This window comes from Streptomyces sp. NA02950 (assembly GCF_013364155.1).
Classification (GTDB): domain Bacteria; phylum Actinomycetota; class Actinomycetes; order Streptomycetales; family Streptomycetaceae; genus Streptomyces.
Genome location: NZ_CP054916.1, coordinates 7079128 through 7096336, shown reverse-complemented (window position 1 = coordinate 7096336; position 17209 = coordinate 7079128). Strand labels below are relative to the sequence as shown.

The following is a 17209-nucleotide window of genomic DNA, read 5'->3' as shown; positions in this document are numbered from 1 at the left end:
CCTGCCGGTGACGACGCAATACGGGATCAGGCCGATTGAGCCTTCTTGCCCCGTGTCGCGCCCCCGCGACCACGTAGGGAAACGCCTGATTCGCTGAGCATCCGGTGAACGAACCCGTAGGAACGGCCGGTCTCTTCGGCCAGCGCCCGGATGCTCGCACCGGAGTCGTACTTCTTCTTCAGGTCTGCCGCGAGCTTTTCGCGCGCGGCGCCGGTCACCCGGCTGCCCTTCTTCAGAGTCTCGGCCACCCGTGCCTCCTCATGGGAAGTGCGCTCTGGACTCTCATGATCACCCCTACTCGGCTTCCTGGCCACCCATTCGGCAAGGTCTGTGGAGGAAGGATTCCGTGAAATCGCGCCATGACGACCTTCGGAAGACAGGATTCCGATGCCGTTCGCCCTGAAACTCCTTCGCGTTTACCGGCGAACGGGCAGGTCAGGGCGTACGTGCAAGAGGTAGGACGCCACACCACCGGCGCACGGCACGCATCGTGCGCCGTGCCATGGCGGCGCGCCGCGATACCAGCCGTTCTCACTCAGATGATGGATCACACCTAGGCCGAATGATCTACAGGAAGTGGATCAGAACGGATCAATCGGGCTGCCCCGGCGGATCAGGCGAGCGCGACCAGATCCGCGTAGTCCTCGCCCCACAGGTCCTCGACACCGTCCGGAAGCAGAATGATCCGCTCCGGCTGGAGGGCGTCGACCGCGCCCTCGTCGTGGGTCACCAGCACCACCGCACCGGCGAAGGTGCGCAGCGCGCCGAGGATCTCCTCGCGGCTGGCCGGGTCGAGGTTGTTGGTGGGCTCGTCGAGCAGAAGCACATTGGCCGAGGAGACCACCAGGGTGGCCAGTGCGAGCCGGGTCTTCTCACCGCCGGAGAGCACTCCGGCGGGCTTGTCCACGTCGTCGCCGGAGAACAGGAACGACCCCAGGGTCTTGCGGATGTCCACCAGGTCGAGGTCGGGCGCGGCCGAACGCATGTTCTCCAGGACGGTGCGGTCCGGGTCGAGCGTCTCGTGCTCCTGCGCGTAGTAGCCCAGCTTCAGCCCGTGGCCCGGGGTCACCTGGCCGGTGTCCGGCTTCTCCACCCCGGCCAGCAGCCGCAGCAGGGTGGTCTTGCCCGCGCCGTTGAGGCCGAGGATGACCACGCGGGAGCCCTTGTCCACGGCCAGGTCGACGTCGGTGAAGATCTCCAGGGAGCCGTACGACTTCGACAGGCCCTCGGCGGTCAGCGGGGTCTTGCCGCACGGGGCCGGGTCCGGGAAGCGCAGCTTGGCCACCTTGTCGGACCGGCGCACGTCGTCCAGACCGGCGAGCAGTCGCTCGGCGCGGCGGGCCATGTTCTGCGCGGCGACCGTCTTGGTGGCCTTGGCGCGCATCTTGTCCGCCTGGGAGTTGAGGGCCGCGGCCTTCTTCTCGGCGTTGGCCCGTTCGCGCTTGCGGCGCTTCTCGTCGGCCTCGCGCTGGGCCTGGTAGAGCTTCCAGCCCATGTTGTAGATGTCGATCACCGAGCGGTTGGCGTCCAGGTAGAACACCTTGTTGACCACCGTCTCGACCAGGTCGACATCGTGGGAGATCACGATGAAGCCGCCGCTGTAGGTCTTCAGGTAGTCCCGCAGCCAGATGATGGAGTCGGCGTCGAGGTGGTTGGTCGGCTCGTCCAGGAGCAGGACGTCGGAGTCCGAGAAGAGGATCCGGGCCAGCTCGACCCGGCGCCGCTGACCGCCGGAGAGGGTGTGCAGCGGCTGGCCGAGCACCCGGTCGGGCAGACCGAGGCTGGCGGCGATGGTCGCGGCCTCCGCCTCGGCGGCGTAACCGCCCTTGGTGAGGAACTCGGTCTCCAGGCGCTCATACTTCTTCATCGCGCGCTCGCGGGTGGCGCCCTTGCCGTTGGCCATCCGGTCCTCGTTCTCGCGCATCTTGCGCAGCACGGCGTCGAGGTCGCGGGCGGAGAGGATGCGGTCACGGGCGAGCACCTCGAGATCGCCGGTGCGCGGGTCCTGCGGGAGGTAGCCGACCTGGCCGGAGCGGGTGATGCTGCCGCCCGCCGGGATGCCCTCACCGGCCAGGCACTTGGTGAGGGTGGTCTTGCCCGCTCCGTTGCGGCCGACCAGACCGACGCGGTCGCCCTTGGCGATACGGAAGCTGGCGGACTCGACGAGAACGCGGGCGCCGGCACGCAACTCGACGCCGGAGGCGGTGATCACGGGAATTACTCCTGGGCAGAACGGGGCGGCGGACGGGACGGGCGAGGGTTGGCCGACGCCGTCTAATGCGCGAGGAGAATTGCCATGCGGCTAGCTTAGCGGGGCGGGCAAGTCGTTTTTCCCACCGGTTTTCCCCTGCGGAGGCCCCGCTTCCCCCGGTGAGGAGCCCGCTGACGCGGCGGCCACGGGCTTTGCGGCGGGCCGCGCCCCGGGCTCTGTCACACCCCGGTGCCAGACTGTGGAGCAGATCACATCCGAGGCGAACGAGGAAGAAGAAGAAAACGAGGAAGAAGTGGAGTGATCGCCATGAGCGCCGCCGCGGGGTCCGGCCCCACCATCTGTCCCACCCTGCTCTACCGCGATGCCAAGGCCGCCATCGCGCTGCTCACGGAGGGCTTCGGCTTCACCGAGGTCGCGGTCCACGAGGACGCGGCGGGAGTGGTCCAGCACGCCGAGCTGGCGTACGGGAACGGGGTGGTGATGCTCGGCTCCGCGGGCCGTGCGGGCGTCTTCGCCCGGGCCATGAAGGACGCGGGCCCCACCGGGATCTATGTGGCCGTCGACGACGTGGACGCGCACCACCGGCGGGCCGAGCGGTACGGCGTGCAGATCCTGATGCCGCCCACCGACCAGGACTACGGTGCCCGTGACTACCTGGCGCGGGACGGTGAGGGCAACCTCTGGAGCTTCGGCACGTACGTCCCGGGGACCGCCGGATAGCCGACGGGGGGGGCGCAGCCCCTGTGCCTCTCAGGCCGGCGTCTGTCAGGCGCCGCCGATGTGCACCTGGAAGGCCGCCCGCCGCACCGCCTTGGCGAGTGCCGGGTCCGGGTGGGCGGCGGCCAGCGCCACCAGCACCTGCACGGTGCGGGGATGGCCCACCGCCCGTACCTCGTCCAGCAGCGCGGGCACCGTGCCCTGCACCGCGGACTCCAGATGACGGACCAGCAGCGCGCTCTCCCCGTGGTCGGAGATGGCCGCGGCGGTGTCCACCCACAGCCAGGTGGCCTCCTCGCGGGTGAGCGCGTCGAGCGCGTCCTCGGGGTCCGCGCCCTCGTGCTCGGCCAGCCACAGCAGGGCGTACGGGCGCAGGCAGGACTCCTCGACGGCGGCCCGCACCGTGGGCTCGGCGGGCGCCCCCACCACCCTCAGCGCCTCGAAGGCGAGCCCGCGCAGCAGCGCGTCGTCCCCGCGGGCCGCGTCGAGCAGTTCGACGACGGCGCTGCCCACGGGCCGGGCGGCCAGCCAGGCCCGGTACTCGGCACGGGCCGGGCCGGGGGTGAGCCCGGCACAGCCGCGCAGCATGTCGGGGGCCGGCTGCTCGATGTTCCCGGCGGGGCTCTGGGCGGCCACACAGATCTGCTCCAGCTTGACCCACACCGCCCAGTTGCCCAGCGCGGTGAGCACGGCCTCGCGGATGCCTCCCGCCGCCCCGTCCCCGGGCCTCACGGTGAGCGCCCCCACGGAGGCGAGCGCGTCCAGGGCCCAGTCGAGCAGCCGCTCGAGCGAGTCCTCGCCTCCGGGCGCCGCCCCGGTGCCGCCGGCGGGCTCCGCCGTCCGTGCGCCCTCGTGCCGCTGGGGCACCTCGCAGCGCTCGGTGCGCAGCTCGGCCACCCGCTGCCGCAGCATGTCCAGCAGCGCGGCGACCTGCACCGGTCCCGCCGACAGCTGGAGCAGGGAGAGCAGTTGCGGTACGGCCTCGACCACCTCGGCCACGGCCGTGGGCTCCGCCGTGGCCGGGGCCGGGCTCACCAGGGACCACGCGTCCAGCAGCGCGACCCAGCCGCGGAGCACCGCGCTGTCGTCGCGGTGCCACGCCTTCAGCCGCCAGCCGAGGCGGGCGGCGCCGCCGTGGATCTCGACCAGGCCGACGAGCCGGGCCCGGTCCCAGTCGGCCCGCACCTCCTCGGGAGTCAGCCGCAGCGCCTCGGCGGCGCGGGCGGCGGCCTTGTCGGAGAGCACGCCGGGCGCGCCGTGCTGGGCCGCGGCCCAGTGGGCCATCTCGACGGCACCGGCCAGTCCCGACCTGGCCTGCCGGGCCAGCTCCGCGGGCGGCGGGGTGCCCTCGGGCGGACGGGGCGCCGGACGGGAGCCGCGGTGCGACGCGGTCCGGCGGTCGGTGGCCATCGGACGCTGGCGGACGAGTCGGAGCCGGGAGTCGCGCGGAGTACGGGACGTCACGGGAGCAGTTTCGCCGTTGACGGCCCGAAAGCCCAATCGGCACCCGTCCGGCGGTCGCCTCCGGCGCGGGGAACGCGCTCTCCGTGCGCCGCGCGAGCGGGGCCGAGCGCTACAGGAGAGGGGTCAGAAAGCGCCGTAGCGCCTCTTCGTAGCCCGGTGGATCGGCGTTCCACATGGCGCCGTGCGGGGCGCCCGCCACGGGGTGAAGGGCGACCAGATCGGATCGGTGTTCGGCCAGTTCGCGGGAGACGGACCAGGGGGCCAGGGCGTCGTCGGGTCCGTGCACGAGGAGCACCGGGACGGTGAGCCGCTCGGGGTCGGCCGCCTCCGCGAGTCTGCTGCCGTGCAGTCCGGTGCGGCCCTCGGCCGCGCGTATGACGAGCGGCATCAGCGCGGCTGGGGTGCCGCGGGCGGTGGCGAGGGCGCGCAGGGTGGCCTGCCAGTCCAGTACCGGGGAGTCCAGGACGACGCCGCTGACGCGGTGGCGCAGGGCGGAGTTGGCGGCGGCGTGCAGGGCCATCGCACCGCCGGTGGACCAGCCGTGCAGCACGACGCTGTGCGCCCCGTACCGCACCGCGTAGCGGATGGCCGCGTCCAGGTCGCGCCATTCGGTGTCGCCGAGGTGGCCTATGCCGTCTTCCGGTGGCGGCGCCCCCGGGTCGCCGCGGTAAGCGAGGTCGAGCACCGGGACCCGCAGCTTCCGCAGGAACGGCATGACGACCATGGGGTGTTCACGGGTGGCGCCCAGGCCGTGGACGGTGATCACCCAGGTGGCGCGTTCGGCGGGGACGAACCAGGCGGGCAGCGGGCCGAGTTCACCGGGTATGTCCACATCGGCGTGTTCGATGCCGAGCGTGTCCCGCGGATTGCCGATGTGCACCTGCGGGGTGAGCCGCACCCGGTCACCGGGGTCGAGGGTGCCGTGGGTCACCCGCTCCAGGCGGCGCACCACGCAGTCGGCGGGGCTCGGCGCGTCCTCCAGCACCGGGCCGATGACGGCGTGGCAGGCCGGGCCCGCCAGTCCGTAGGTGCCGGGGCGCAGCGAGGTGAGGGAGCGAGTCAGGGTGATCCGGCCGGGCTCGGTCGCGTGCACGGTGAGCGGGGGCTCGTTCGGCAGCGGACGGTCGGGAGCGGGCCGGAGCGCAGCGTCGGTGGCGCACCGTCCGGCCGCCACCGCGGCCACGCCGACGCTGAGCAGGGTGCTGGCGGCCGCGACCGCCGCTGTCCGCAGACGCATCCTCCCAGTGTGGGCGGCCGGGCGCCCGCTGGCCAGCGGGCGTACCCGGCGGGGTGATCCGGCGGCTGATCCCGGCGGCTGATCCCGGCGGGGGCGTCAGCGGTCAGCGGGTCAGCGGGTCAGCGGGGCTGGCCGTAGCCGCGCAGCTTGTCGGCGGCGCGCTCCAGTTCGTCCGGCGGGATCAGCGTGGGGGTGCGGCCGGGTACGGCCGAGGCGGCCAGCCAGAGCCGGCACATCCACTCCAGCTGCGCGGTGCGGTCGTACGCCTGGTCCAGGGTGGCGCCGTAGACGACGGTGCCGTGGTTGCGCAGCAGACAGCCGGAGCGGTCGCGCAGCGCCTCGAGCATGCGCTCGGCCAACTCCTCGGTGCCGTAGAGGGCGTAGTCGGCGACGCGGACGGGCCCGCCGAGCGCCGCGGTCATGTAGTGGATCGCCGGGAGCTCGTCGACGAGGGTGGAGACCGCCGTGGCGTGGACGGCGTGGGTGTGGACGATGGCCCGGGCGTCCGTGGCGCGGTAGACGGCCAGGTGCATGGGCAGCTCGCTGGTGGGCTCGAGCGTGCCGAGGACCTGCTCGCCGTCGAGGTCGACGGCGACGGCGTCCCGCGGGCCGAGCCGGTCGTAGGGGACCCCGCTGGGGGTGACCAGGACCGTGTCCCCGACCCGGGCCGAGACATTGCCCGACGTCCCGACGACCAGCCCCTCGGCTGTGGTCCTGCGGGCGGCCCTCACCACCTGCCCCCACGTGTGCCGCAGGGACTGGGTCAGCCGCGGCCGCGGCCGCCGCGCGGATGATTCCTGTGCCATACGCCTCACCTCCGCGCCGATCCTCCCAGCCACCCGCCCACCGATACCGCGCCGGGACCCCGATCCGGCGGCGCGACGGCCGCGCGGCGGGGGGTGGACGGCTGACGGGCCGGGGCCGCCGCGGGCGCGGGGCGCGGCTGAACCACTGACGAGACGGAGGCGCCGGGCCCGCAGGCGCGGCTGAACCACTGACGAGACGGAGGCGCCGGGCCCGCAGGCGCGGCTGAACCACTGACGAGACGGAGGCGCCGGGCCCGCAGGCGCGGCTGAACCACTGACGAGACGGAGGCGCCGGGCCCGCAGGCGCGGCTGAACCACTGACGAGACGGAGGCGCGCCGAGGCCGAGGCCGCGGGCGCGGGCGCGGGCGCGGGCGCGGGCGCGGGCGGAAACGGAACTTCGTGGGCGCACAGCCGCGGGTGGGCGACGGCGGGAGAGCCGGAGACACGGGCTCGGGCGGAAACGGATCTCCACGGGCCGCGACCGAAGGTGAACGGCTGACGAGACGGAGGCGCCGGGCCCGCGGGCACGGATGAACGGCTGACGGGCCGGGGCCGCCGAGGCCGCGCGCGGCAGAGCGGCCTTGGGACCGCGCCGGGGCGGGCGACGGCGGAGCCGAGCGGCAGGCGACGGCCCGGCCGCCGGTGGCCGTAGGGCCCCGGCGGCGGACGGGGTCCCGCGCCCTCCCGCCGCCGGGGCCGAGGGCGCGGGCCCGGGTCCGGGTCCGTTTCGGCTCGGCACGATCGGGGGTCGTAGGGCGGTGTTCACCCGGGCGGGGGCGGGGGGCCGGGCGCGGGTGGGGCATGAGGGGCCGGAGGGGCTGGGTGTACGGTGCCCAAACTCCTTGTGGCGAGGGGGAATACGCCAGGTGGCCGGCCGATGCCGCACCCACCCAGCCACGTCATCCCGATGCCCGCCCTAGTTAACCTCTCGTTCACCCAGTTTCCTTACGTTCACCGTGCCACTACCGACCTTCGAACTGATTGACCGGGTGTATGGAACACATCACGCTTCTCATCGGGATCGTGATCATCACGGCCTTGGTGTTCGACTTCACGAACGGCTTCCACGACACAGCCAATGCCATGGCCACCACCATCTCCACGGGCGCACTCGGTCCCCGGGTGGCGGTGGCGATGTCGGCCGTACTCAATCTCGTCGGCGCCTTCCTCTCCGTGGAGGTCGCCAAGACCATCTCCGGAGGGATCCTCGACGAGGATTCCGGTATCCGGCCCGAAGTGATCTTCGCGGGTCTGGTCGGAGCGATCCTCTGGAACCTGGTGACCTGGCTCGCCGGGCTGCCGTCCAGCTCCTCGCACGCCCTCTTCGGCGGTCTGATCGGCGCCACCGTGGCCTCGGTCGGCTTCGAGGGGGTCAACGGGGACGCGATCGTCATGAAGGTCCTCATCCCGGCCGTCGCCGCTCCGCTGGTGGCGGGCATCGCCACACTGGCCGCGACCCGGCTCACCTACCGGCTCGGCCGCGACCGCGCCCCCGAGGACACCGCGAAGGGCTACCGCGCCGGGCAGATCGCCTCGGCCGCCCTGGTCTCCCTCGCCCACGGCACCAACGACGCGCAGAAGACGATGGGTGTGATCACCCTGGCGCTGGTGACCGGCGGTGTGATCGCGCCGGACTCCGACCCGCCGATGTGGGTCATCGTCTCGGCGGGTCTGGCCATCGCGCTCGGCACCTACCTGGGCGGCTGGCGGATCATCCGCACCATGGGGAAGGGCATCACCGACATCCAGCCGCCGCAGGGCTTCGCGGCCCAGACCGGCGCGGCGACCGTCATCCTCGCCTCCTCGCACATCGGCTTCGCGCTCTCCACCACCCAGGTCTGCTCCGGTGCCGTCATGGGCGCGGGCGTGGGCCGCAAGGGCGGTGTGGTGCGCTGGTCGACCGCGGGCCGCATGGTCATCGCCTGGGCGCTGACCCTTCCCGCCGCGGGTCTGATCGCGGCCGGGTCCGCGCTCCTGGCCGACCAGGGCAACTGGGGTGTCACGGCGGTGGCCGTGCTCGCCGTCGCGGGCTGCGCGGTCATCTGGGCGCTGTCCCGCCGCAAGCCGGTGGACGCCGCCAACGTCAACGAGGTCGGCACCACCGAGCCGGTGGGTGTGATCACCGCCGCCCTCCGGTCGGTCGCCCCGCCCCCGGTGGGTTCCGCCGCCGGATCGGACACGGGCATCGTCACCGGCCCCGACACCACGGCCGAGAGCACCACAGACGCCACGGACACCACGGACACCACCGACACCACGACCGAACAGCCGAAGGCCGTCGCCACGGCCGGCTCTGCCGCCTCCGCGGCGTCGAGCGGCACCAGCAGCTAAAGGGAGCAACGCAATGAGCATCGACTGGGCGGCACTCGGCCAGGTCTTCGGCGTCAGCCTCGCGGTGACGGTCGGAGTGGTGGGCGTCTTCACCATGGGCATCGTCGGCACGTCCCGCAAGGGGCTCCAGCCCGAGGGAGTGGCCGCAGCCACCGGCACCACCGCCGCCACCGGCACGGTCACGGCACAGGGCGGCTCGTCCGCACTCGCCCGCTCCGGCGCGTACGCCTGTTTCACGCTGTGCGCCGCGGTGGTGGCGTACGGCATCTATCTGATCGTCGCCTGAGGGCTCCTCGGCGCCTCTCGGCACCCCTGAACACAACGGCCGCCGGGCGGGAGACGCTGACCAGCGTGTCCCGCCCGGCGGCCGTCCGCCGTGCGCGCCGCGCGGGCTCATGTGGGCCTCGGCACACTCGTGCGTCGCAGGTCATGGGCGAGTTGACGGCCCTTCGCGGGGCATGGTGGACTTCCGGAGCCAAACGGCGGCAGCAGAGGAAGCCGGTGCGAATCCGGCGCGGTCCCGCCACTGTCACCGGGGAGCGCTCTCCCATCGCCTGCACGGGGTCACGGCTCGTCCGTACGGCTGGTCCGTACACGGAGCTGGAAGACCGGGAGAACCGCGGATCCGGGAGCCAGGAGACTCTCACCGCCGGTCACGTCGAGCCAGGGCGCGGACCCTGAGTGAGGACATACCGCCATGCCCGGCACCGCCACGCCACCCGTCCCACCGCTCCGCGGCCCCCTCGGCGGAGGTGTCACGCGGGGGCCCCTCGGCCGAGGCACGACGGCGGGCTGAGGGATGCGTGCCGATCACGCCTCGTTCGCGTGCGGCGCCGCTCTCGGCTTCCTCGGTGACCTCGCCACGGGCGACCCCCGGCGCGGCCATCCGGTGGCCGCGTTCGGGCGGGCCGCCCTGGCCGCCGAGCGCGGGCTGTGGCGCGACCACCGCGGCTACGGGGCCCTGCACACCGCACTGTGCGCGGGCGGCGCGGCCGCCGGTGCCGCGCTCCTGACGCGTGCCGTACGCGCCGTGGTCGGGCGCCGCCGCGCCGACATCGCCCTGACCGCCGCCGCCACCTGGGCCGTACTGGGCGGCACGACGCTGGGGCGCGAGGCCCGGGCCATCGGCGGCGCCCTGGCCGCCGGGGACGTCGAAACCGCCCGGGAGCGGCTGCCGCATCTGTGCGGACGCGACCCGCAGGCGCTGGACGCCCAAGCGATCGCCCGCGCGGTGGTGGAGTCGGTCGCGGAGAACACCTCCGACGCCGTCGTGGGCGCCCTGGTGTGGGGGGCCGTGGGCGGGGTGCCGGGGCTCGTCGCCTTCCGGGCCGTCAACACCCTGGACGCCATGGTGGGCCACAAGTCGCCGCGCTACCGGCGGTTCGGCTGGGCCGCGGCCCGGCTGGACGACGTCGCGGGCTGGCCCGGGGCGCGGCTGACGGCCGCCCTGGCGACCGTCGCGGGCCCCGACCCGCGCGGTGCCCTGCGGGCCTGGCGGCGGGACGGACAGCGCCATCCCAGCCCCAACGCGGGCCCGGTGGAGGCGTCGTTCGCGGGCGCGCTCGGGGTGCGGCTGGGCGGCACCCTCACGTACTCCGGCCGGGTCGAGCACCGGCCGGTGCTGGGCGGCGGCGGACGGCCGGTGCGCGGCGGCGACATCGACCGCGCGGTGCGGCTGTCGCGGCGGGTGGGCGCACTGGCCCTGGTGACCTCGGTGACGGCACGGCTGGTGGTGGGCAGGGTTCTGTCCGACAGGGGCGGGTTTCTGACCGGCAGAGGCGGGGCGCCGGGGAAGCGGAGAGGGAGCCGATGAGCGGAACAGGGGGCGGGCTGCTCGTCGCCGGGACGACCTCGGACGCGGGCAAGAGCGTGGTCACGGCGGGCATCTGCCGGTGGCTGACGCGCAAGGGTGTGAGCGTGGCGCCGTTCAAGGCGCAGAACATGTCGCTCAACTCCTTTGTCACCCGGGACGGGGCGGAGATCGGGCGGGCGCAGGCCATGCAGGCGGCGGCAGCGCGCGTGGAGCCGAGCGCGCTGATGAACCCCGTACTACTGAAGCCGGGAAGCGACCGCAGCAGCCAGGTGGTGCTGCTGGGCAGGCCGGTGGGCGAGATGAGCGCCCGCGGGTACCACGCCGAGCGGCGCGAAGGGCTGCTGGAGACGGTCACCGCGTGCCTGGAGGAGCTGCGGCGCACCCATGACGCGGTGATATGCGAGGGCGCGGGCAGCCCCGCCGAGATCAATCTGCGCCGCACCGACATCGTCAACCTGGGGCTGGCGCGGGCCGCCGGGATCCCGGCGGTGGTGGTCGGGGACATCGACCGCGGCGGGGTGTTCGCGTCGTTCTTCGGCACGACGGCACTGCTGTCCAAGGAGGACCAGCGCCATATCGCCGCCTATATGGTCAACAAGTTCCGCGGCGACGTGACCCTGCTGGAGCCCGGTCTGGAGATGCTGCGCGGGCTCACCGGGCGGCCGACGGTCGGGGTGCTGCCCTTCGCGCACGGCCTCGGCATCGACGAGGAGGACGGGCTGCGGGTGTCGCTGCGCGGCGCGGTGCGCGAGAGCGTCGTCGCGCCGCCCCATGGCGACGATGTACTGCGGGTCGCGGTGGCCGCCGTACCGCTGATGTCCAACTTCACCGATGTGGACGCGCTGGCCGCCGAACCCGGCGTGGTGGTGCGCTTCGTGGACCGTCCCGAGGAGCTGGCCGACGCAGACCTGGTGGTGGTGCCGGGCACCCGCGGCACGGTCCGGGCCCTGGAGTGGCTGCGCGAGCGCGGGCTCGGCCGGGCCCTGGTGCGGCGGGCCGCGGAGGGGCGGCCGGTGCTGGGCATCTGCGGCGGCTTCCAGGTGCTGGGCGGACGCATCGAGGACGAGGTCGAGTCGAAGGCCGGGACGGTCGAGGGCCTGGGGCTGCTGCCGGTGCGGGTGCGGTTCGCGGCGGAGAAGACCCTCGCCCGGCCGGTGGGCGAGGCCCTGGGCGAGCGGGTGGAGGGCTACGAGATCCACCACGGGGTCGCCGAACTGCTCGACGGCGGCGACGAACCCTTCCTCGACGGCTGCCGCGCGGGCTCGGTGTGGGGCACCCACTGGCACGGCTCGCTGGAGAGCGACGGCTTCCGGCGGGCCTTTCTGCGGCGGGTGGCCGACGCGGCGGGCCGGGCGTTCGTTCCCGCGCCCGACACCCGCTTCGGGGAGCTGCGCGAGGAGCAGCTCGACCGCCTGGGCGATCTGATCGAGGAGCACGCCGACACGGACGCGCTGCTGCGGCTGATCGAGGACGGCCTGCCGGACGGGCTGCCCTTCGTACCGCCGGGGGCGCCAGGAGGAACCACATGAGCATCCCGGACCGCGACCGCGTACGCACCGCTGGAGGTACCGCCGCATGACCACCGCCACCTACCCGTTCACCGCGGTCGTCGGGATGGCCGACATGCGGCTGGCCCTGCTGCTCAACGCGGTCTCCCCCGCCGTCGGCGGGGTGCTGGTGCGCGGTGAGAAGGGCACGGCGAAGTCCACGGCCGTCCGTGCCCTGGCCGCGCTGCTGCCGCCGGTCGAGGTGGTCTCGGGCTGCCGGTTCTCCTGCGACCCGGCCGCGCCCGACCCGCAGTGCCCGGACGGGCCGCACGAGCCGGGCACGGGCGCCGTCCGGCCCGCGCGGATGGTCGAACTGCCCGTCGGCGCCGCCGAGGACCGGCTGGTGGGCGCGCTGGACATCGAGCGGGCGCTGTCGGACGGGGTCAAGGCGTTCGAGCCGGGGCTGCTGGCCGACTCGCACCGCGGGGTGCTGTACGTCGACGAGGTCAACCTGCTCCACGACCATCTGATCGACCTGCTGCTCGACGCGGCCGCCATGGGCGCCTCCTATGTGGAGCGCGAGGGCGTGTCCGTCCGGCATGCCGCACGCTTCCTCCTGGTGGGCACCATGAACCCCGAAGAGGGCGAGCTGCGGCCGCAGTTGCTGGACAGGTTCGGGCTGACGGTCGAGGTCACCGCGTCGCGGGACACCGAGGAGCGGGTCGAGGTGGTGCGGCGGCGGCTGGCGTACGACGAGGACCCGGCCGGGTTCGCGGCGCGCTGGGCGGAGGACGAGGGGAGCCTGCGGGAGCGCATCGCGGCGGCGCGCGCCCTGCTGCCGGACGTGGTCCTGGGCGACCGTGCGCTGCGGCAGATCGCGGCGGTCTGCGCCGCGTTCGAGGTGGACGGGATGCGCGCGGACATCGTGACGGCGCGTACGGCGACGGCGCTGGCCGCGTGGGCGGGCCGGACGGACGTACGCACCGAGGACGTGCGCCAGGCGGCGCTGCTGTCGCTCCCCCACCGGCGGCGCCGGGCCCCGTTCGACGCGCCGGGACTGGACGAGGACAAACTCGACGAGGTGCTGCGGCGGTTCGAGGACGAGGAGCCGGAGCCGCCGAAGCCGGACCAGGGCCCCGGACGGGACGAGGGCGACGGTAACGGTGACGGTGACGGCCCGGACGGGGGTCCTGACGGACCGGAGGGCGGGCCCGGCGGCGGACTGCCGCACGACGGCGCGCAGCAGCCGCCGTCGTCGCCCGAGCCGACCGTCCCCGGCCCGCGCGACGGCGAACCCGAGGCGGCCGACGGCCCCGAGGCGCCCCAGGAGTCCGGGACGGGCGGCGGAGCGGGCGCGGGCGGTGGTGGTGAGACGGCGGCCGTGGGCGCCGCCGAGCCGTTCCGGACCCGGCGGCTGGATGTGCCGGGCCTGGGTGAGGGGGCGGCCGGACGGCGGTCGCGCGCCCGCACCGCGCACGGTCGCACCACCGGCGCCCGGCGTCCCCGCGGCACGCTCTCCTCGCTCCATCTGACGGCGACCGTACGGGCCGCGGCACCGCATCAGCACGCGCGCGGGCGCAGCGGTCCGGGGCTGCTGGTGCGCCGTGACGATCTGCGCGAGGCGGTGCGCGAGGGCCGGGAGGGCAATCTCGTGCTGTTCGTGGTGGACGCGTCGGGGTCGATGGCCGCCCGCAAGCGCATGGGCGCGGTCAAGGGAGCGGTGCTGTCCCTGCTGCTGGACGCCTACCAGCGGCGCGACAAGGTCGGCCTGGTCACCTTCCGGGGCACGGACGCGGAGCTGGCGCTGCCGCCCACCTCCTCGGTGGACGCGGCCGCCGCCCGGCTGGAGCGGCTGCCCACCGGCGGCCGGACTCCGCTGGCGGCCGGGCTGTTGAAGGCCCGCGAGGTGCTGCGGGTGGAGCGGCTGCGGGACCCCTCGCGTCGTCCGCTGCTGGTCGTGGTGACCGACGGCCGGGCCACCGAGGCCCGGCGGGACGGCGGAGCACGCCGGGACGGCGCGGCCACGCCGGTCGCACGGGCCGGGCAGGCGGCGCGGCTGCTGGCGGGCGACGGGATCGCCTCGGTGGTCGTGGACTGCGAGGCGGGGCCGGTGCGGCTCGGACTGGCCGGTGCGCTCGCCCGCGAACTGCGGGGTACGCCGGTGACGCTCGACGAACTGCGCGCGGACAGCGTGACCGCGCTGGTCCGCGATGTACGGAACGTTTCGACCACCCGGAGGGCCGCCTGATGCCGCAAGGACAACCGACCGTCGTCCCCGACGACGGGCTGACCACCCGCCAGCGCCGCAACCGTCCGCTGGTGCTCGTGCACACGGGCGTGGGCAAGGGCAAGTCGACGGCGGCGTTCGGGCTGGCGCTGCGGGCGTGGAACCAGAACTGGCCGGTCGGTGTATTTCAATTTGTCAAGTCCGCGAAATGGCGGGTCGGCGAGGAGCGTGCGCTGCGCGTCCTGGGCGACTCGGGCGAAGGGGGGACCGTCGCATGGCACAAGATGGGCGAGGGCTGGTCGTGGGTCCAGCGCGACATCGCTTCCAGCGAGGAGGCGGCGCGCGAGGGCTGGGAGCAGGTCAAGCGCGATCTCGCGGCGGAGACATACCGGCTGTACGTGCTGGACGAGTTCGCGTATCCGATGCACTGGGGCTGGGTGGATCCTGACGAGGTGGTGGCCGTCCTGCGCGACCGGCCGGGGACGCAGCATGTGGTCATCACCGGGCGCAACGCACCCCCGCAGCTGCTGGACTTCGCCGACCTGGTCACCGACATGTCCAAGGTCAAGCACCCGATGGACGCCGGTCAGAAGGGCCAGCGAGGCATCGAGTGGTGAATGTTCCCCGTCTGGTCGTCGCCGCTCCCTCGTCCGGGAGCGGCAAGACGACCGTCGCCGCGGGGCTGATGGCCGCCTTCGCGGAGCGGGGGCTGGATGTGTCCCCGCACAAGGTCGGGCCGGATTACATCGATCCCGGCTATCACGCGCTGGCCGTCTCGCGGTCGGGCCGGTCGGCCCGCTCCGGTGGCGGGTCCGATGGCGGATCAGGTGGCTGGCCCGGTGGCGGGGGCTCGCGCCCCGGCCGGAATCTGGACGCCTATCTCTGCGGTCCGGACCGGATCGCCCCGCTGTTCCTGCATGGCGCGGCGGGCTGCGATCTGGCCCTGGTCGAGGGGGTGATGGGCCTGTTCGACGGTGCGGCCGGACAGGGCGAGCTGGCCTCCACGGCCCATGTGGCCAAGCTGCTGCGCGCCCCGGTGGTGCTGGTGGTGGACGCGTCCTCGCAGTCGCGGTCGGTGGCCGCGCTGGTCCATGGCTTCGCCTCGTGGGATCCCGAGGTGCGGGTCGCGGGGGTGATCCTCAACAAGGTCGGCTCGGACCGGCACGAGACGATGCTGCGCGAGGCGCTGGAGGGGTCGGGGGTCCCGGTGTTCGGCGTGCTGCGCCGTACGGACGCGGTGCGGGCGCCGAGCCGCCATCTGGGCCTGGTGCCGGTGGCCGAGCGGCGTGCGGAGGCGGTGGGCTCGGTGGCCGCCCTCGCCGCGCAGGTGCGCGAGGGATGCGATCTGGACGGCCTGCTGGCGCTGGCGCACAGCGCGCCGCCGCTGTCCGGCCCGGCGTGGGACCCGGTGGCGGAGGTGCGCGCGGCAGTGCGGGGCGCGGGCTCCGTCCCGGCCGAGCAGCCGGTGGTGGCGGTGGCGGGCGGGCCCGCGTTCACCTTCTCCTACGCCGAGCACAGCGAGTTGCTCACCGCCGCCGGGGCGCGGGTCGTGCCGTTCGACCCGCTGCGGGACGAGCGCCTCCCGGACGGCACCGGGGGTCTGGTGATCGGCGGTGGCTTCCCGGAGGTGTATGCGCCCGAACTGTCGGCCAACGAGCCGCTGCGCGCCGCGGTGGCCCGGCTGGCCGCGTCCGGTGCGCCGATCGCGGCCGAGTGCGCCGGGCTGCTGTATCTGGCGAGCTCGCTCGACGGGCAGCCGATGTGCGGGGTGCTTGAGGCGGAAGCACGGATGTCGGATCGGCTGACGCTCGGCTACCGTGAGGCCGTGGCCGTCTCCGACACCGCCCTCGCCGTCGCCGGGACACGGGTGCGCGGCCACGAGTTCCACCGCACCACCATCGAACCGGGCGCGGGCCGGGACCCCGCCTGGGGGGTCGTCCACCCGGAGCGCCGCACCGAGGGGTTCGCCCAGGGCCGGGTGCATGCCTCGTACCTCCATGTGCACTGGGCCGCGGTCCCGGGCGTGGCAGCCCGTTTTGTCGGCGGATGCGTCCCGTATGTGTCCCACGCCGGGTGATCTGACGGGGCGGGCCGAGGTGGAGCCGGTGGCGCCGCCGGAGCCCGCGGCGCCGCCCGAGTCGGTGGAGCCGGTGGCGCCGCCGGAGGTGGTGGTCGGGGTCGGTGCGAGCCGGGGGGTGTCCGCCGGGGAGGTCGCCGGGCTGGTCGAGTCGGTCCTCGCCGCCGAAGGTCTCTCCCCGGGCCGGATCGCCGAGTTGGCGACGGTCGAGGCCAGGGCGGCCGAGCCCGGATTGCTCGAAGCGGCCGCGCGCCTCGGCGTACCGCTGCGCGCCTACCCGGCGTCGGCGCTGGCCACCGTGGAGGTCCCCACTCCGTCCGCGACGACGCTCGCCGCGGTGGGCACACCGGGTGTGGCCGAGTCCGCGGCGCTGCTGGCCGCGGGCCCGGGCGCCGAACTGCTCGTCCGCAAACGCAAGTCGAGCCCGCGGGGCCGGGCGGCGAGGGTCACCTGCGCGGTGGCCCGCCGCCGCCCGGCGCCGGAGGCGGCCCCGGTGCGGGGCGGCGCCCCCGGCCGTGCGGCCACACTCCGGCTGGACGGTGCCGGGCGGGAAGGCGAACGTTCGATGGACACAGGGCCCGCGCAGCGCGGTAACCTCACCGACGCCACACCCGGGCGCCGTGCCACCACCCCCGCGCAGGACGTCGCACCCCTGGGAGGCGGCCCCGCACAGCGCGCCGCGGACCGGCGGGACTCAACGCCGCTCCCGGGCGGCACATCCGCCCGGGGCGGGCAGCGAAGACCTGCTGTCGCGCGCGGCGGCATCCGTCAGTAACGTCTCGGGGGCGAAACGGCCCCCACCGCACTCCCGTTCGCCGTGAGACCCCGCAATACCTG

Annotated in this window: 13 protein-coding genes, 1 pseudogene and 1 riboswitch; of the genes and pseudogenes, 9 read left to right on the top strand and 5 right to left on the bottom strand. The window is 74.4% G+C overall.

The window, feature by feature from the left end:
• Positions 1-26: 26 nt before the first annotated feature.
• Positions 27-248: a helix-turn-helix domain-containing protein gene (locus HUT19_RS31195; RefSeq protein WP_176183654.1), complete on the bottom strand. Its 222-nt coding sequence runs from the start codon at positions 246-248 to the stop codon at positions 27-29.
• A gap of 365 nt (positions 249-613) precedes the next feature.
• A complete protein-coding gene (locus HUT19_RS31190) occupies positions 614-2212 on the bottom strand; it encodes an ABC-F family ATP-binding cassette domain-containing protein (protein WP_176183653.1) in 1599 nt (532 codons plus the stop codon).
• A 306-nt stretch (positions 2213-2518) separates the two neighbouring features.
• On the opposite strand from HUT19_RS31190, the gene HUT19_RS31185 reads away from it, so the two are divergent.
• Positions 2519-2932 carry a VOC family protein gene (locus HUT19_RS31185; protein ID WP_176183652.1) on the top strand — a complete coding sequence of 138 codons (414 nt, stop codon included), beginning with the start codon at positions 2519-2521 and terminating at the stop codon, positions 2930-2932.
• Positions 2933-2977: 45 nt separating this feature from the next.
• Here HUT19_RS31185 and HUT19_RS31180 read toward each other — a convergent pair whose 3' ends face one another.
• The 3 genes from HUT19_RS31180 to HUT19_RS31170 all read right to left on the bottom strand — a co-directional run bounded on the left by HUT19_RS31180 (position 2978) and on the right by HUT19_RS31170 (position 6436).
• Entirely contained in the window at positions 2978-4393 is a 1416-nt protein-coding gene (locus HUT19_RS31180) for a hypothetical protein (RefSeq protein WP_176183651.1), read from the bottom strand.
• A 109-nt stretch (positions 4394-4502) separates the two neighbouring features.
• Entirely contained in the window at positions 4503-5630 is a 1128-nt protein-coding gene (locus HUT19_RS31175) for an alpha/beta hydrolase (protein WP_176183650.1), read from the bottom strand.
• 119 nt (positions 5631-5749) lie between these two features.
• Positions 5750-6436 (bottom strand): class II aldolase/adducin family protein, encoded by a 687-nt coding sequence (locus HUT19_RS31170; RefSeq protein ID WP_176183649.1) that lies wholly within the window; start codon positions 6434-6436, stop codon positions 5750-5752.
• Between the two features lie 994 nt (positions 6437-7430).
• Here HUT19_RS31170 and HUT19_RS31165 point away from each other — a divergent pair.
• The 8 genes and pseudogenes from HUT19_RS31165 to HUT19_RS43365 all read left to right on the top strand — a co-directional run.
• The gene (locus HUT19_RS31165) at positions 7431-8768 is read left to right on the top strand and encodes an inorganic phosphate transporter (protein WP_176183648.1); all 1338 of its coding nucleotides are present in this window, start codon (positions 7431-7433) and stop codon (positions 8766-8768) included.
• A gap of 13 nt (positions 8769-8781) precedes the next feature.
• Positions 8782-9054 carry a hypothetical protein gene (locus HUT19_RS31160; RefSeq protein ID WP_176183647.1) on the top strand — a complete coding sequence of 91 codons (273 nt, stop codon included), beginning with the start codon at positions 8782-8784 and terminating at the stop codon, positions 9052-9054.
• Between the two features lie 204 nt (positions 9055-9258).
• A riboswitch (cobalamin riboswitch) is annotated at positions 9259-9411 on the top strand.
• A gap of 156 nt (positions 9412-9567) precedes the next feature.
• Positions 9568-10581 (top strand): cobalamin biosynthesis protein, encoded by a 1014-nt coding sequence (locus HUT19_RS31155; RefSeq protein WP_176183646.1) that lies wholly within the window; start codon positions 9568-9570, stop codon positions 10579-10581.
• On the top strand, positions 10578-12110 hold the full coding sequence (locus HUT19_RS31150; RefSeq protein WP_176183645.1) for a cobyric acid synthase: 1533 nt from the start codon (positions 10578-10580) through the stop codon (positions 12108-12110). The genes HUT19_RS31155 and HUT19_RS31150 overlap by 4 nt, the downstream gene beginning before the upstream one ends.
• A gap of 46 nt (positions 12111-12156) precedes the next feature.
• Complete coding sequence (locus HUT19_RS31145) at positions 12157-14316, top strand: putative cobaltochelatase (protein WP_176183644.1); 2160 nt, start codon at positions 12157-12159, stop codon at positions 14314-14316.
• Positions 14316-14912: a cob(I)yrinic acid a,c-diamide adenosyltransferase gene (cobO, locus tag HUT19_RS31140; protein WP_176183643.1), complete on the top strand. Its 597-nt coding sequence runs from the start codon at positions 14316-14318 to the stop codon at positions 14910-14912. The genes HUT19_RS31145 and cobO overlap by 1 nt, the downstream gene beginning before the upstream one ends.
• The gene (locus HUT19_RS31135; RefSeq protein WP_176183642.1) at positions 14906-16372 is read left to right on the top strand and encodes a cobyrinate a,c-diamide synthase; all 1467 of its coding nucleotides are present in this window, start codon (positions 14906-14908) and stop codon (positions 16370-16372) included. Before cobO ends, HUT19_RS31135 begins: the two co-directional genes overlap by 7 nt.
• 28 nt (positions 16373-16400) lie before the next feature.
• Positions 16401-16847, top strand: a pseudogene (locus tag HUT19_RS43365) (cobalamin biosynthesis protein); the annotation flags it as partial.
• Positions 16848-17209 lie beyond the last annotated feature (362 nt).

What these genes read in the sequence shown, in the direction of transcription:
- HUT19_RS31185 (WP_176183652.1), top strand. Translation starts at nt 2,519, where the DNA reads ATGAGCGCCGCCGCGGGGTCCGGCCCCACCATCTGTCCCACCCTGCTC.
- HUT19_RS31175 (WP_176183650.1), bottom strand. Translation starts at nt 5,630, where the DNA reads ATGCGTCTGCGGACAGCGGCGGTCGCGGCCGCCAGCACCCTGCTCAGC.
- HUT19_RS31170 (WP_176183649.1), bottom strand. Translation starts at nt 6,436, where the DNA reads ATGGCACAGGAATCATCCGCGCGGCGGCCGCGGCCGCGGCTGACCCAG.
- HUT19_RS31165 (WP_176183648.1), top strand. Translation starts at nt 7,431, where the DNA reads ATGGAACACATCACGCTTCTCATCGGGATCGTGATCATCACGGCCTTG.
- HUT19_RS31160 (WP_176183647.1), top strand. Translation starts at nt 8,782, where the DNA reads ATGAGCATCGACTGGGCGGCACTCGGCCAGGTCTTCGGCGTCAGCCTC.
- HUT19_RS31155 (WP_176183646.1), top strand. Translation starts at nt 9,568, where the DNA reads ATGCGTGCCGATCACGCCTCGTTCGCGTGCGGCGCCGCTCTCGGCTTC.
- HUT19_RS31150 (WP_176183645.1), top strand. Translation starts at nt 10,578, where the DNA reads ATGAGCGGAACAGGGGGCGGGCTGCTCGTCGCCGGGACGACCTCGGAC.
- HUT19_RS31145 (WP_176183644.1), top strand. Translation starts at nt 12,157, where the DNA reads ATGACCACCGCCACCTACCCGTTCACCGCGGTCGTCGGGATGGCCGAC.
- cobO (WP_176183643.1), top strand. Translation starts at nt 14,316, where the DNA reads ATGCCGCAAGGACAACCGACCGTCGTCCCCGACGACGGGCTGACCACC.